Origin of the sequence: Fusibacter paucivorans, from assembly GCF_018390735.1 — a bacterium.
In the GTDB taxonomy this organism is placed as follows: domain Bacteria; phylum Bacillota; class Clostridia; order Peptostreptococcales; family Acidaminobacteraceae; genus Fusibacter; species Fusibacter paucivorans.
The window spans coordinates 113736-130016 of sequence record NZ_JAHBCL010000003.1; the positions used below are offsets into that span (position 1 = coordinate 113736).

Genomic DNA, 16281 nt, shown 5'->3' on the forward strand with positions numbered 1-16281 from the left:
TTCTTTAACTGCGAATAAGCGGACGATTAAAGGGTTGATGCCACTTCAAACGCATCCCAAATCGCATACATAATGTTTTGAACTTTTCTCGCATCGCCAATAACATGAAGAGATTCAATTTCATATTTCAACGCTTCATAAAGCGACTGATCGCTGCCATAGCCAACGGCAAGTGCCACTTGATCTGCTGCAATCGTTTCTTCTTTATCGCCTGTTTTAACGACAATCGAACCTGCTTTGCCATCAATAACCTGAGCACCGGTCATAACGTTAACCCCTTTATAAGGTACCAACTTTTCAAGCATCTCTGAATTGGCATGGCATAAAGGTCCATTGACTGCCAAGAGGCACTCCTGCATTTCGATAAGGGTTACTTTCTTGCCCATATCTGAAAGCCAAATCGCAAGTTCACAGCCAACCAAACCACCGCCAATGACAGCGATATGCTCTTCAAAAGGCACTTCCTTCATTAAAAGCGCTGCCGCAGGATACACCGCAGGATGATCGCCAATACCAAAGGTCTTTGGCGTTGATCCCGTCGCAATTAACACACTGTCGTAGTCTTCCGCTAATATTTCTGCCGACGTACATGGGTGATTTAATTCGATTGATACATTTAACTGCGCCAAGGTATGTTCATACCAAGCAATCAGCGCATGATCATCTTCTTTGAAATCCGGTGCACCGCCTGGAATGAGATTGCCGCCGATGCGATCTGTCTTTTCAAATATAACAGGCTTATGCCCGCGAAGTGCCAGTACGCGCGCTGCCTCGCAACCTGCAACACCGCCACCGATAATCGCAACGCGCTTTGATTGATATGCTGGCGTAAGTGCTGTTACGCGTTCACGACATGCCTGTGGGTTAACAGCGCAGCTCAATGCCGCATATTCTTGAACCCTTCCCATACAGCCTTCCTGACATGAGAGACATGGCCGAATATCTTTCGTTTTAGATGCTCTTAGTTTATTGACGTAATCGGCATCTGCCAAGAGCGGTCTTCCCAAGCTTATCATATCGCAAGCCCCGTCATCAACGGCAGACAATGCCAAATCAGGATTATCCATACGCCCGGCACAAATAACCGGTACATCAACGGCTTCTTTTACAATTTTAGCATATGGGATATAAAGGCCTTTCTCTTGATACATAGGCGGGTGACTCCACCACCATGAATCATACGACCCGACATCGACATCAAGTGCATCATAGCCATATGCAACCAATAATTTTGCCGCTTCAATCCCCTCTGGAATATCCCGACCCTTTTCTGTAAATACTTCACCCGGCATAGCGCCGTCTCGGTAATCCTTGATAAAACTCTTTGGACTGTATCGCAGCGTTACTGGGAAATCCTCTCCGCATTGACGCTTAATCTCTTCAACAATTTCTCTTGCGAATCTCAATCTATTTTCAAGTGAGCCGCCATATTCATCCGTTCGATGGTTAAACAGCGATATTGCAAATTGATCAATGAGATACCCTTCATGAACCGCATGAATCTGGACGCCGTCAAATCCGGCACGTTTCGCATTGTATGCGCCTTTGCCAAATTGTTTTACGATTTCTTGAATTTCCGCTATTGTAAGTTCTCGACATGTTTTATCAAGCCATCGATGCTGTATCGGCGACGGTGCCACCGGCGGATATTCGCCAAGGTTTGTAGGAATGGTCACACGTCCAAAACCACCACTCAATTGGATAAAGACTTTTGAATCATAGGCGTGGATTCGCTCCGTCATCTCTTTGGCTGTTCGGATAAAGTGTACTGAATTATGGGTTGAACATGGCACATTTGGCATTGCATGCTGTTCAACAACATTGTCAACAAATGTGACACCCGTAATAATAAGCCCCGTACCACCTTTGGCTCTTTCCGTGTAATAATCAATGCCCCGTTGATTAAAGCCGCCTTCGTCGTCGCCTAGCCCCAATGGTCCCATCGGTGCCATGGCAAAGCGGTTTTTAACAGTGACGCCGCCAATCTTAACTGGCTCAAACAAGCGTTCGTACTGATATGACATAAGATTCTCCTTTCCATTTAACTGAATGCGTTCAGTGAATGTACTCGTTAATTATATGACAAACAATTTATTCCGTCAATCCCAAGGGCTAATTGCTTTTAAACTTTTCCGACTTCTATGCTCTAAGCTATCTTTTTAAGTCCTATTTGCTGACAGCATCCATTTTTAAGCTCAAAAAAACAGCCCTAATTCCTTGACGTTAAAAGAATTAAGGCCATTCAAAATATTTATATCATTCATCCGTCATCTATCGCATCCTTGTTATGATTGCGTTATGATTACGTCATAATGTTGCAATCGTATCGACAACGGACATATTGTGAATCCTTTTTGACGGACCATACACGGCAATCACTGACGTTGCCAGTACGAGGATCACAATCAATGCCACCGCACGGATCGGCACGTACCACGGCGTCCCCCAATACGATGTCACCATCATACTGTATAACCATCTATGCAGCGGCAGGCCTGCAATGCAGCCAAATACACTGCCCGAAACAGCATAGGTCATCGTTTCTGCTCTAATCATCCGGATAATCTGCACTTTGGTCATGCCAATCGCACGCATAATACCATACTGCTTGATTCTCGCCGATACGCTAATGCTAATCCCGTTGACAATATTCAACAGTGTAATTAAGGCAATGATTACGAGAAAACCGTAGATAAAGAGCGCCATTGAAAAGTAGGCACCTCTTGCCTGTCGATTTGTCAGCCGATTGTCTGAGAAATGCATCGTCGGATCAACCATCGCACGGATCGCCGCAACATCCATTTCCGATACACCGCGTTCAAGAATAATGTCAATGCGTTCATAACCATCAACTTTTTCAATTGCATCTAATGTCGCCTCTGAGCATAAGAGCGTCATGGCGCCATTTGTTGCATTGACCGGGCTGTCTGATAATACACCCATAATTCTAACATCAGCACCATCAAAATTGATGACATCGCCCGTAGTCATCGTATTTTCTGAACTGTAAAGCAGAAGTGCAGTGTCCACTCCGTCTTGAAGTGAATTTACAGTGCCATCCAACAAATAGCGTTTCAACATCGGCCACTGTGCTTCATCTAAAGTTACCACTTTGAATACATTGCCGTTGTCATCCGCTTTATCATACAAATAGCGACTTCCGGAAACTTGTTTAACATTCGCTTCAGCGCCGATTTGATCGACCAATGCCGCAGGCAATCGATTGTCACCATTGGTACTCCGGATGACAATATCTTCAGACCAAGGTCTTAGCGGCTCTATTGCATGGTTTAAAAAATCAATCGTCGCTGAAAAGCACAAAAAGAGAATAATACTCAAACCAAATGAGCCAAGCATGAGTGCATAATTTTTTTTCATGGTGAACGCATGCTGTACGCCCAGTGCTGTATCCACTTTAAGATATTGTGTTTTGGCTGCTGACTTCACCGATTTTGCCGTACCGTCCATATAGGCATTTCCCGTGATCGCCATTAACGGCGATACCTGCGCCGCTTTCCGCGCAGGGGCACTTGAAGCTGCCAATACACTTAAAAGACCAATCAGCGCCCCTGCTCCAACACCAATCCAACTGATGGCAAACGTAGGCATTTCATCAAAATAGACCGGTGTCAGCCATTTCAGGATTGCGCTTAAAAACCAAGTGACAACGGTTCCCGACAAGACCCCAATTGGGATCGTCATTTTACACCACGAGAGTGCTTCCAATCGTACAAAGCGCATCACTTGCCGCTTCGTTGCCCCTAGGCATCTCAACATGCCGAAAAAAGATGTACGCTGCATGATATCACTGTTTAAATTGCTGGCAATCATCATGACGCCTGCTAGGAGTACCACGATGCCAAGTACGCCAGCCACTATATATAATTGCTTCATATAACTATAATCGCTTTGGCCTAAAACACCCAATAGTTTTTCATTTAAGTTAATTTGATCGTCGGTTAAATCGAATGCTGTTCTGATTTCAGCTATGGCTTTCCGCATATTGGTATGTTTTGAAAATTGAATCATATATTGCTGTCGAAAAGACGTGCTGTTCACATAGGTTTTTGCAGTCGTCACATCAAGCAGCATGCCATAGGCATCCTTATTGAGTAAATTTGCCGTGTTGTCCATAAAACCTGTAATGCGAAAAGACTGTGTTCCACCGGATGGTGAAGGCAAGGTGACAAAATCACCTGTCCGAAGCGCTGTTTGATCTCTCACATTGCGTGAAAGTGCCACTTCATCCGAATGTTTAGGATAGGTTCCCTCTACCAAATCCGTTAGAAAAATATTTCTAAGCACTTCAGCAGACATGCCTGCATTATAGAGCGGTTTTCCCAAAAGCGAATCGCTGTCACTAGCGAAAGATACATACCATCCCGCATGTTCAACTTCGGGACGTGTGGCGATAATAGCTGCCGTCTCCTCATCAATATCTGTGAGAAGCATGTGCCAGTTTCCCTCATCTTTTGAAATCTGCAAATACTGGCTGCGCATTTCCATATCTGCCATCCCAAAAATTGCAGTGACGAGAAAGACGGATAAAACGATGCACAGTTTCGTCATTAGTCGGCGTCGGCTGTGTGCTTTATCAACTATTGGAATGAGGTCAAGATAGTGTTTCATGCCTTCACGCCCCCCAAGTCTTCAAGGATGCCATCAGTCACTTTTAAAACACGATCTACAGATGTCGTTAAATTGACATTGTGTGTAATCATTAAAATTGTCTGCTGGTAACGTCGTGCTGCGGATAATAAAAGCGCAAGTACTTCACGGCTGTTTCGGCTGTCAAGATTGCCGGTGGGCTCATCTGCCAAGATCAGCATCGGCTGATGGATAAGCGCTCTGCCTATGGCGACGCGCTGTTGCTGCCCACCTGAAAGCTGGCTTGGTAAATGATTTCGCCGATCACCTAAACCAAGCACTTTTAAAATATCCTCCACCATTGCACGATCAGGTGTTTTATCATCCAAGAGCAATGGAAAGACAATGTTCTGCTCAACCGTTAACTCGGGAACAAGCTGGAAAGACTGAAAGACAAAACCAATATGGCGTCGCCTGAAAATCGTTCGCTGTCGCTCTGTCATGGCAAATAAGTCCTCACCATTAATCAACACCTTCCCATTAGAAGGGTTATCCAAACCGCCAATACAGTTCAAGAGCGTACTCTTTCCAGAACCGGATTCGCCAACGACAGCGGCAAACTCTCCTTTTTTCATTGAAAAGGATACATCTGTCAGTGCTTTAACCTCCGTATCGCCGCGTCCATAAATTTTACTGAGATTCTCTATGTTTAAAATTTCCATATACGTAACTGCCTCCTTCTATGAAAGCATAACAAACAAAGCTTACAGGTCGGTGAAAATAAGCTTACATTTCTGTAAGGAAGGTCATTGAAAAAGTGCTGCCTTCGCCTAATGTGCTCTGAACAGTCAACACACCACCCTGCCCTTCTGTAATTGCTTTCGAAAGCGACAGTCCGAGGCCAACCCCCTGTGTTTCTTTTGCTTTTGGCTGTCTGTAAAATCGTTTAAATACATGGTAAATTGATTCGGGCGCAATACCCGGTCCATTGTCAGTAATCATTAACCGAACCGCGGTCGCTGTCTTTTCACAGGTAAGTGTAACCGTCATGCCACGCTCTGAATAATCCAGTGCATTTTTAACAATATTGGCAATTGCTTCACGCGTCCACATAAGATCACAATAAAGTGTAATATCCGGTGCAATATCCAGTATAATGCGTTTTTCTTCTTTCTCCGCGCGCAACATCAGCGGATCAACCGCCTGCTCTGCCAATTCACGAACGGTATAGACCGACTGTTCAAAGTGCACACTGCCTGCATCGAGCCTCGTAATCTTCAGAAGCGCTTGAATCAACTGCGACATATGTGTCAATGTATGATCAATCTTTTTAGAAAACGATGTGACGGCCGTTACATTTTCGGGTTCATCCAGTATAATCTCATTGTACATACTAAGGGCTGTCAACGGTGTCTTCAACTGATGCGAGATATCCGAAAGCATTGCCTTTAGAAACTGCTTTGCTTCACGTTCGGCATCATTTTTCGCCGACAATGTCGACGCCAGTTCATCAATTGCTGCAAACATTTTATAGAGCCCACCCTCGTCAAGGCTGGGTAAACAGCTGTGATAATTGCCTTCCATGAAGGACTGCAACTGATGTGTAACGGATTTAAAAAGCCGTTCCCGTCTTTCTATAAAGAAATAGCCTCCGCCGAGCATTACCATTCCCCAGAGTATCGTTCCCGGCATCCGCCGTGTAATCCCTGCCGCGATCAGAATCGACAAATCGTCGGCATTGGTATATGACATCGACTCCAACTGTCCCATTTGACGGAGAAGATGTGAACCGTCATCACTCACTACCGTTGATGTCAGCGCTTTTGCAATAATTTCTGACGAAACCCCCGCTTCCATTAAAGCACTGGCAACCGCACTGTCATGGGACAGCAATACCGCTTTCATGGATTCTGCCTGCTTCATGGTCATCATACCCGTACTGATAATTACCAGACAAGTCATCAGAACAAGCCCTATAAAAAAGTACCGACTGCCGCGATCCCATTGCATGATCATTGCATCACCTCTTGCCACTGATAGCCAAATCCCCTCACCGTTACAAGCCGCTCAGGCTTGGATGGATTCAGCTCGACTTTTTCTCGTAATCGTCTGACGTAGACTGATAGCGTATTATCATCAACAAAATCGCCTGCGTGATCCCAAAGCGCCTCTAATATCTTCTGCCGTGTCAGCACTTGTCCTGTATGCCTTAAAAAAAGAACTAGCAGTCTGTATTCTGCAGCGGTTAGGTTTAGCGGTTCACCACTTCGCATGACTTGATGGTTTACAAGGTCCACATAGATATCCCCAGAAACGATGGGCTCTACCTCTGACGGCCCTGTCCCCCTCTGTTCTGCTCTCCTAAGCAGTGCCCTAATTCGGGACTGCAATTCACCAATTTTAAAAGGCTTCGTTATGTAATCGTCCCCGCCGCTGTCTAGTCCTCTAATCACGCTCAGCTCTTGGTCTGATGCTGTTAGAAAAATAATCGGTACGCGATTGCCGCGATCCCTGACATCTTTGCAAAGCTCAAATCCAGTGCCGTCCGGCAGCGTCACATCCAGCAACAGCAAATCAAATCGCTGTACAGCCAATATCTTCGCCGCCTCAGCAATCGTCTGAGCAACCACGACCTCATATCCCTCTTTAGAGAGTGTGTACATCAAGCCATCAATCAAGCTCTTGTCATCTTCCAGCAACATGATTTTTCGCGTCATTTGTCAACGCCACCTTTCTTCGTGCGATTCTTTGATTCCCTCATCTCTTCAACATTAATCAACGCAACAACTAGATGCGGGGTACCTGTTGATGCCCCTTGATTAATGATCATCAATTTATTGGCACGGCTTTATTGCCGCCTGCTTTAAGTCAATCGCTAGAACCCGGTATTTTCTCAATAAGCATCTCTGCCGATTTAAGCTCCAAAATCCGATTGCCGAGCTTTTCAGCCTCTCTCGTATCATGTGTTACCAAGATGATGCTCAGTCCGCGTTCGCGCTGCACTTCTTTTAGCAATTGATAAAGCGATTCTTTAAGTGCTTCATCCAATCCCGTAAAGGGCTCATCCATCAAAATAACCTTTGACTGACAGGCAAGCGCCCGAGCAAAAGCCAACCGCTGTTTCATGCCCCCGGAGAGTTCAGACGGTTTTTTTAAACGATGCTCCCAGAGCGCAACACGCTCCAGTATCTGCCGTGTTTCCGCCTCTTCAAGGTTAGGGGCAACCAGCAATAAATGCTGCATCACAGTCATCCATGGCATCAGTGTTTCCGTTCCCTGAAAAACCACTGGCAACGGTACAGCTATACGATCAAAAAGACGCGAATCATACTGGATGTGCCCCCCATCATAAGACTCAAGATTCGCTAAAATGCTAAGGAGCGTGCTTTTGCCAATCCCTGACGGTCCCATGATTACCAATACCTCTTCCGGCGCCAAGTAAAATGAAAGTGCCGAAAGAATCGTCGTATCCTGATAGCGTTTCGTTAGGTTCTCTATTTTAATCAGCGGCAGCTGATGATCTATCTCCTCGCGCATACCGATCTCCTTATAAACATCATGCCTCTTTAAACATCAATCGCTTGTACGATCGTTCTTTGTTCTTTATGAACGAAAGCGATCCTCTATTGTGCGAAGTCCCTGTTCGACTGCCACGCCAATCAGTGCAATAACCAGCAGTACGCCATAAAGTCCCGCAGTATCCATGTACATTCTTCGCTCGTAGATCAGCCAGCCAAGACCCGTGTGCGTCCCTACCATGCCAAAAACCATTTCGATACTAATTAAGGCACGCCACCCTCTGCTCCACGCCGTCTTTATCGAAGACAGCAACTCACCGACAGAACCGCAAAAATAGACATGGTACCCCGCACGTAAACCTGTAATGCTATAGGCTTTCATAAAAGCGGCATAGGTCTGTTTTAGCGCATCAAATCGGACGCGCATTTGTGCCCAAATAGGCCATACCATCGCGTGCATCATAATCAGCAGCATCCCTTTATGGGTTACACCAACCCATAAAATGACTAGCGGCAATACTGCCATGCCGGGGAGCGGGTTAAAAATCGCTTCTAAATAACCAATTTGCCGTGCCATACTCTTATAACGCGTTGACAGCCATAGGAGAACAGCTGCCGCCAATAAACTCATGACCATGGACATCAAGATGATGCCAATACTATACGCGATTCGACTGATTAGTGCCCCTTCAGCGCCAAGCTTTATAAGTGCTTTCACTACCGTATCAACACTGGGAAACAGTGTTTCCGGAAACCACTGTGCAAGGGCAATCCCCTCCCAGACAGCTATGATTACAGCAAAGGTCATCAACGGTGACTGCATCCACCTCTTCATCTGTCAAATGCCTCCAATTCTATCTGCTGTTTGCAATATTGCTTTTGCGCTTTTTATTGCTCATCCCAGAATAGTCCTCCTGAGGATTCTACCGTTTCCAGAAGTCCCATTTCCGCCATAAAAGACTGAAAATGCTCGAGTCCATTGACTTCCGATGAAAACCGCATGCTCGGATCTTCTAAAACAGCATCAATAACATCCTCTGGATATTCGTAAGCCTGTTTTAAAAGTGCCGACGCTTCATCAGGTGACGCATTGAGATAATCAATCGCCTGATCAAGTGCTTCTGAAAAAGCCGTGTACAATTCAGTCTTCGCATACACGCGTTCTGGACATATTCCAACGATAAATGTAAACGGACCGCCAAAACACGTTTCGCCGTCAATCAGCGTTGTAAACTGAGAATCTGCCAGTTCCTGCTCCAAATAGGGCGGTGTTGTAAAATGCAAATAGGAATCCGTATCACTCAGCATCGCCGTCATCCCGTCAGGATGCGTCATCGCCACAACTTGCGCATCGAGTGCCGTCGCATCGCCAAAAGTGCGTTCCGATGCCATCGCCAATAAAATGTGTTGAACACTCCCGAGCTGCGGCAGAATAATGCGCTTTGAGCCATCAATTGTCTCGAAGCTGGTACCATCTTCCTTTGCAACGAGTCCAACGGGACTCTCCGAGATCCCGGATATAATTTTCCAGTCCATGCCGCCTTCACGCCCCAGTAAAAATGGCGGAATCGCTACAAAACCAATATCGAGCTGTCCAGCGACCATGGCCTCTCTTATCGCTGCGGTATTTCCCATTCTCACCCACTCGACTGTCACATCTTCAAGACCGTGTGCCTTGAGGACATCTGTTAGAATCGGCGTCTCCTTAAGCACTTCAATCGGTGCGTATGCCAAACCAAATTGATCGGCAATTACCAATTTGTTTGTTTCTTTAGCTGTATCGTTGCAGCCCGTCATCACTGTCATGACAAACAAAGCTGCTAAAAATGCACACATTCTATAACGTCGTACCAAGCTCACATGCTTCCGTCTCATTTTTAAATGAAGTCGCTTTTTCCAATCATGATCGCCATCACCGCTCATCACATATCTTTTTCTATCTTCAGTCATATGACTGCCATCAAATGATCCGCTGTTTCTACGCATTTGCAATCCCCTTACTGTTCTTAAGATACATCCTTGCCACATCAATTATAGCATATCTGTCAGTTGATCTCATTGCCGCAAAACCCGTAAATCATAAAAAATGATGGGAAAAATTGGCGTGTTCACAAAAAAAAGCGTATACTATTAAAGTAGATAAACTTAAGGAGCTCAATCATGCATTTTTTCGTATTAGATGTTGAAACCGCCAACCGTGAAGCCGCCAGTGTCTGTCAAATAGGAATCGTCGAAGTTAAAAACGGCGACATTGTCAATAGATGGTCCATTCTCATCGACCCTGAAGGCCCTTTTGAGTATCACAATGTGCGCGTCCACGGGATAACACAGGAGCAAGTTTCCACTGCCAAAACTTTTCCGGCACACTATGATTTTCTCAGCAGTATCTTAACAGATCAATATGTCGTACAGCATACGAATTTTGACCAAATGGCAATGGATCAATCGTGCAGTCGCTACGATCTGCCAATGCTGTCCATTAAATGGCTCGATTCATCCAGGATGGCGCGAAAACTCTGGCCGGAACACAAGGACTGCGGCTATGGTCTCAAAGCACTTTCTGATATTTTCGGTATTACCTTCAAGCACCACGACGCTTGTGAAGATGCCACTGCCACGGCAAAAATTGTTTTAGAAGCATTAAAATTGCCGAATCAAAGCATTGAGGGAATCTATCACCAACAGCTTTGTGAACCGAAGACCATTCGTTTCGAAAACGAAAAACTTACCTATGCACCAAATCCAGAAGGCCCTTTCTTCGGCAAACAGATATGTTTTACGGGAACACTCCAAATGCCGCGCAAAAAAGCAATGGACACTGCCTCTAAGCTCGGTTTCAAAATTGTTGATCATGTTACCTTCTACACAACTTACCTTATCGTCGGTAAACCGAGACGCAACCAAAAAACGCATAAAATTGACCGTGCAAATCAGCTGATCAAAAAAGGCGCTCCAATTCACATCCTTACGGAACCCGAATTCAAAGCACAAATTTTGCAATTCGTCACTGAATAATACCGTGATCTATCAAAAGTGTGTTTTGACAGGATGCTTTTTCTGGAAAATATCTTTATTTTAATCTTTATTATCGCTTTACTTTATAGTATAATATGTCTTGCGGCGTATTTGCATCCTTAGCTCAATTGGATAGAGTAGCGGACTTCGAATCCGTTGGTTACAGGTTCGAGCCCTGTAGGGTGCACCATATAAAAACCCAAATCATTGTTTTGCAGTGATTTGGGTTTTCTTATTTCTTATTTCTCATTTGCTCGTCACTTCCCCCTTCATTCATGTCTTTTCCGAAAAAAACGAAAATTGCTGTGAAGCCAAAATACCTATGCTATAATCAGTATATAACAAACTGGTATCCTTCAAATTTTAATCCTTTCACGATAATATACTATTCATAGTACGTCAATTCAACCCCTTGTCGCGAAGGATCAATTATAGACAAAACTTCAATTACCTTATAACTGTTTATCGTTAGGAGGCCTCTCATGGCAATTTTATCATTCTACTTCATCACGGCAATCATCATAAGTGTTCTCTTTGTCGTTCTCATACTCACTTTATTTTTGAGAAAAAAAACAAATCGTTCGAAAACAATTTCTTTAAGCGGCTTAACGGATATGGAAGTAGAAGAAGTAAAACGCTATGTCGCTTCCATTCGCCAACGCCATGTATAGAAGCATCTTTTATAATCCTATATAAAGGCTCTGCGCTGCCGAACACTTTTGTTATTCATTAAATCTAACTATAAATCTAACTGTGGTATTCGTATTTTGTAATAGGTATTTAGACCTATTTTGTGATAGAATGTTCTTAATTGACAAAATAAGATATCTATCATGCATTCACTGCCGCCTTTATTCACTTTACACTGCATAGATTGCCGTTATTTGGGTATGCCTTTTTAACAGATATTATGCATTCGTAATCGCCCGTCTATTTAGCCAAAGGAGACCGTTATGCTATCAAGAATACTCATTGTAGATGATTCTCTAATAGACAGGATCATGATACAAGAAATGCTTGCTGATTATGAGACAATCACCGCAGAGGGCGGTAGTGAAGCACTTGAAAAGCTTCGCACCGACAAAAGTGTCCAATTGGTCATCCTCGATTTAAACATGCCCGATATGAGCGGCTTCGAAGTGCTTGAAACCATTAACAACACACCGGAATTTGAAAATATCCGCGTCATTATTTTGACGAATTACGAAGAAGTTGACAATGAGATTAAAGGGCTGGAGCTCGGTGCTGTCGATTATGTACGTAAACCCGTAAACATGCTTTCACTCCTCGTACGCATAAAAAATCACATGCAGCTGATTCAACAGCAAAATGAAGTTGAAATGGACAATAAGAAATTAGATCAGCTGGTCTACCAAAAGACGAGAGAAGTCGTTAATGCACGTGATATCACCATTAACGCACTGGTAAGTCTTCTTGAAGTCCGTAATATTGAGACGAGTAAACATACAAAGCGAACACGTGAAATGATGTCTATCTTAGCCAATCATCTCAAGCATAAACATATCTTCTCCGACATCCTCAAAGATGACTACATAGATCTCCTCGTCGCGACAACACCCCTGCACGATATTGGCAAAGTTGGAATATGCGATGCCATATTATTGAAACCCGGAAAATTGACGCCTCAAGAATATGAAATCATGAAGCAGCACGTCGACTGCGGCGTAAACGCACTTCAAAATGAACTGATCAGCGAACAGGAAACACCTGATTTCATTAAAATCGCCATTGAAATCATCGCTTATCATCATGAAAAATACGATGGTTCCGGTTATCCTAAAGGACTTGCCGGGGATGCCATCCCGCTTGCCGGTAGGTTAATGGCCATTATCGACGTCTTCGATGCCCTCATCAACAAACGCGTCTATAAAGAAGCTTATGATTTTGAAGAAACTGTAAGCTTGATCACAGCCGAACGCGGCAAACACTTTGATCCCCTAATTGTCGACGCTTTTCAAGACGTTAAAGAATCTTTTTTGGCAGTGATCAACAAATACTTGGTAGAGGATGATGACGATGAAACGGATTATTGCTAGTATTGTATCTCTTATGCTCATGAGTGCTGTGTTGCTCAGCACCTTCGGTTTCGCAGATACCAATGATTCAGACATTTATTTTACACAGGATGAGCTGGACTTTATTGCGGCGCACCCGTTAATTCACGTCGGCGTCGACACCGAATTCGTCCCTTTTGAATTCGTTGATGATCGCGGCAGATACGAGGGAATCGCCAGTGAATACTTAACCTATATCCAAAACGAAACCGGTCTCTCCTTTGACATTGAAAAAGCATTTGAATGGCCGGAAATTTATAATATGGCACTTGAAGGTGAAATTGATCTGCTGCCGGCACTCACAAAAACAGAAAGTAGAGAAGCCGATTTTTATTTCTCCAATCCCTACTATACTTTTAAACGCGTCATTGTCGTCAGTGATACCGAATCACAAATTCGCGGCATTGATAATCTTACGCATTATGTCGTCGCCGTTCAGGAAAATAGTTCCCACCACAGTTATTTGAGCCAAATGAAGGGACTAAGTCTATCACTTTATCCAACGGCAGAAAAAGCGCTGGCGGCAGTTGCCAGCGGCAAAGAACGCGTCTTTGTCGGCAATCTTGCGACGACAAATTATATCATCAGAAAAAACGGCCTTACCAATTTGAAGATGATCACTTTTGAATCTGATGAATCTCAAACCCTCCACTTTGCCGCTTCAGAAGAAATGGCACCGCTCATTCCCATTATCAATAAAGTCCTCATCAACATTCCCGAAGAAGAAAAAATAGCCATCAACAGCCGATGGGTCACGCTCAATATTGAACCGGACTACTCTGGACTCATTCGAAGATTTGTCGCTGCCGGTCTACTGATTCTATTGCTCTTCATTGTATCGGCCTTCTGGATTGTCAAATTAAAAAAAGAAATCGCTGCGCGTCGGCTAGTGGAAGAAGCATTGACAATCGCGAAAAAGGATGCAGAGTACGCCAATCAAGTAAAAAGCAACTTTCTCGCTAGAATGTCCCATGAAATTCGAACACCGCTCAATGCCATTTACGGTATCTCACATCTTCTAAAAAACACAGAGATGAGTGCCGTACAGACTTCCTATGTCAATCGTATTGTCAAATCATCCAAAGCGATTATCGATATCGTCAACGATATTTTAGATTACTCAAAAATTGACGCCGATAAGATGACCATTGAACGCATCACCTTTGATCTCGATCATCTGATTCAAAACATTATCATCATCACTTCCTACCCGCTGGATCGCAAGAAACTTCACTTTAGATTTTACAAAGAACCCGGAATTCCAAATATGTTTTTCGGCGATCGCAAGCGCATTGAGCAAGTGCTGATCAACCTGCTCAACAACGCCGTCAAGTTTACTGAGGAAGGTGAAATTGCCTTTGAAATAAAATTACGTGCAAAAGAATCCGGTCGCTATATTCTCAACTTTATCATCAGCGATACTGGCATTGGCATGTCAAAAAAAGCGCTAAACGACCTCTTTCAACCCTTTCAGCAAGCTGATGGCAGTATATCTCGTAAATACGGCGGCACTGGACTCGGTCTCTCTATTGTTAAACGACTCGTTGAATTAATGGATGGCAAAATTGACGTTTACAGCACAGTAGGCGAAGGTACCTCATTTGTCGTTGAATTGCCTCTTGAAATGGACGTTGAAGGCGAAAAAGCTTATCAAAAGGAACGCCAGCGCTATTATTTAAACGACATCCAAACCATCTTCTTTACGAAACGTCCTTCGCAACTGAATTTTCTGATAAACTCACTAAAGAATTTGGGAATCAATGCCCATATCATTTCAGATGAAGAAGCGGTTATCAAACATCTCAGGGAAGCTGCCGGGAAATATGTCAAGCCCTACGATCTCGTCATCGTTGATTTTGATCCTTACTCAGACAATCAATCAGCACTTTACAATGAAATAATGAATAATGGCAATTTGGTCAACAAGCCTAAAATCATCGCATTGGTTCCTTATACCAACGATTTGACCATCGAGAATCTTCAACGGGATCCAGATATCATCGCACTGATTCATCCTGTCATTACGTCAGTCCTTTACGATGCCATCGTTGAATTATTCTACGCTAAAAAATCAGTCCTTAAAACGACGTCAAATGCGCTGTCAGACATTTCAAAACACTTTGCCGACGATTACCATAAAATACTGATTGTCGATGACAATCTAACCAATCAGATGATTGTCTCCGAAATACTGGCACAGCACCAAATTACGTATTATGTTGCCGATAACGGCAAAGAAGCCATAGAACAATATAAACGTCACCACGCCTATATCGCTCTGATATTAATGGATCTTCACATGCCAATCATGAACGGATTTGAAGCCTCTGAGCACATTCAGGCACTTTCAACTGAGGTGCCAATTCTAGCCATGACAGCTGATGTCATTGAAGACACTTTAGAAAAACTAAATACACATGGTATGGTTGACTATATTCTAAAACCATTCGATCCCGATGTGCTCATTGAGAAAATTGCAATGTATATGAAAGCGGATGTTCAAGGCACTGATCGAGACCAAGACATCAATTCAGAAGCCTCTGAAACCTCAGAGAATAACGGGGCGCTCAAACGACATGAAAGTCGCAAGGCACTCGAAGAACACACTTCTGCTGTAATGGACTTCCAAAAAGCACTGCATCATACAGGGCTGCCGAAGGATAAGCTCAAGCGCATTCTAAGTGTTTATCGACAAGAAAATGAGGGATTTGTCGCAACACTTGAAAACAAACTTTCAGAGGGTGATTATGTTAGCGCCGAAAAGATGGTGCATAAACTAAAAAGCAGCACCGGCGGTATCAGTGCTGATACATTGCATAAAGAATTAATTAATTTCCAAGCACAGTTGAAAGATGGCGATGAAGCTGTTATTCATCAGTCATTTGTCACTGTTAAACATCAAATCACGCAGCTGTTGATGGAAATTGATGCCATTCTCAGCATTGAAAAGGACCACTAGCTTAAGCATGGCATCATGCAGAAAAGCCACTGCCGCTGAACAGATCTGCCAATATCATTTTAATCAAATATCACCACGTTGAAAACGCCTGTACACTTACCATTGTACAGGCGTTTTAGATGTGTGA

12 protein-coding genes and 1 tRNA gene are annotated in these 16281 nt (G+C 43.8%); 5 read left to right on the forward strand and 8 right to left on the reverse strand.

The features are described 5' to 3' along the window. Nucleotides 1-26: 26 nt before the first annotated feature. The 8 genes from KHM83_RS02675 to KHM83_RS02710 form a co-directional block, all read right to left on the reverse strand. Entirely contained in the window at nucleotides 27-2024 is a 1998-nt protein-coding gene (locus KHM83_RS02675) for an oxidoreductase (RefSeq protein WP_213235365.1), read from the reverse strand. A gap of 283 nt (nucleotides 2025-2307) precedes the next feature. After that, nucleotides 2308-4629: an ABC transporter permease gene (locus KHM83_RS02680; RefSeq protein WP_213235366.1), complete on the reverse strand. Its 2322-nt coding sequence runs from the start codon at nucleotides 4627-4629 to the stop codon at nucleotides 2308-2310. After that, nucleotides 4626-5309: an ABC transporter ATP-binding protein gene (locus tag KHM83_RS02685; protein ID WP_213235367.1), complete on the reverse strand. Its 684-nt coding sequence runs from the start codon at nucleotides 5307-5309 to the stop codon at nucleotides 4626-4628. Before KHM83_RS02685 ends, KHM83_RS02680 begins: the two co-directional genes overlap by 4 nt. A 64-nt stretch (nucleotides 5310-5373) precedes the next feature. After that, on the reverse strand, nucleotides 5374-6603 hold the full coding sequence (locus KHM83_RS02690) for a sensor histidine kinase (RefSeq protein WP_213235368.1): 1230 nt from the start codon (nucleotides 6601-6603) through the stop codon (nucleotides 5374-5376). Next, on the reverse strand, nucleotides 6600-7304 hold the full coding sequence (locus KHM83_RS02695; RefSeq protein ID WP_213235369.1) for a response regulator transcription factor: 705 nt from the start codon (nucleotides 7302-7304) through the stop codon (nucleotides 6600-6602). Before KHM83_RS02695 ends, KHM83_RS02690 begins: the two co-directional genes overlap by 4 nt. Nucleotides 7305-7455: 151 nt before the next feature. Beyond that, on the reverse strand, nucleotides 7456-8124 hold the full coding sequence (locus KHM83_RS02700; RefSeq protein ID WP_213235370.1) for an ABC transporter ATP-binding protein: 669 nt from the start codon (nucleotides 8122-8124) through the stop codon (nucleotides 7456-7458). Nucleotides 8125-8190: 66 nt separating this feature from the next. Continuing rightward, the gene (locus KHM83_RS02705) at nucleotides 8191-8940 is read right to left on the reverse strand and encodes an ABC transporter permease (RefSeq protein ID WP_213235371.1); all 750 of its coding nucleotides are present in this window, start codon (nucleotides 8938-8940) and stop codon (nucleotides 8191-8193) included. Between the two features lie 53 nt (nucleotides 8941-8993). Next, nucleotides 8994-10091 carry an ABC transporter substrate-binding protein gene (locus KHM83_RS02710; protein ID WP_213235372.1) on the reverse strand — a complete coding sequence of 366 codons (1098 nt, stop codon included), beginning with the start codon at nucleotides 10089-10091 and terminating at the stop codon, nucleotides 8994-8996. A gap of 174 nt (nucleotides 10092-10265) precedes the next feature. Here KHM83_RS02710 and KHM83_RS02715 point away from each other — a divergent pair, with 174 nt between their 5' ends. From KHM83_RS02715 to KHM83_RS02735, 5 genes are all read left to right on the forward strand, one after another. Continuing rightward, nucleotides 10266-11120, forward strand: coding sequence for an exonuclease domain-containing protein (locus tag KHM83_RS02715; protein WP_213235373.1), 855 nt, complete (start codon nucleotides 10266-10268; stop codon nucleotides 11118-11120). A 113-nt stretch (nucleotides 11121-11233) separates the two neighbouring features. Continuing rightward, a tRNA-Arg gene (locus tag KHM83_RS02720) sits at nucleotides 11234-11310 on the forward strand. A 292-nt stretch (nucleotides 11311-11602) separates the two neighbouring features. Continuing rightward, on the forward strand, nucleotides 11603-11791 hold the full coding sequence (locus KHM83_RS02725) for a hypothetical protein (protein ID WP_213235374.1): 189 nt from the start codon (nucleotides 11603-11605) through the stop codon (nucleotides 11789-11791). Nucleotides 11792-12073: 282 nt separating this feature from the next. After that, entirely contained in the window at nucleotides 12074-13177 is a 1104-nt protein-coding gene (locus KHM83_RS02730; RefSeq protein ID WP_213235375.1) for an HD domain-containing phosphohydrolase, read from the forward strand. Further along, the gene (locus KHM83_RS02735; RefSeq protein ID WP_213235376.1) at nucleotides 13158-16154 is read left to right on the forward strand and encodes an ATP-binding protein; all 2997 of its coding nucleotides are present in this window, start codon (nucleotides 13158-13160) and stop codon (nucleotides 16152-16154) included. Before KHM83_RS02730 ends, KHM83_RS02735 begins: the two co-directional genes overlap by 20 nt. The last annotated feature ends 127 nt before the right edge of the window (nucleotides 16155-16281 follow it).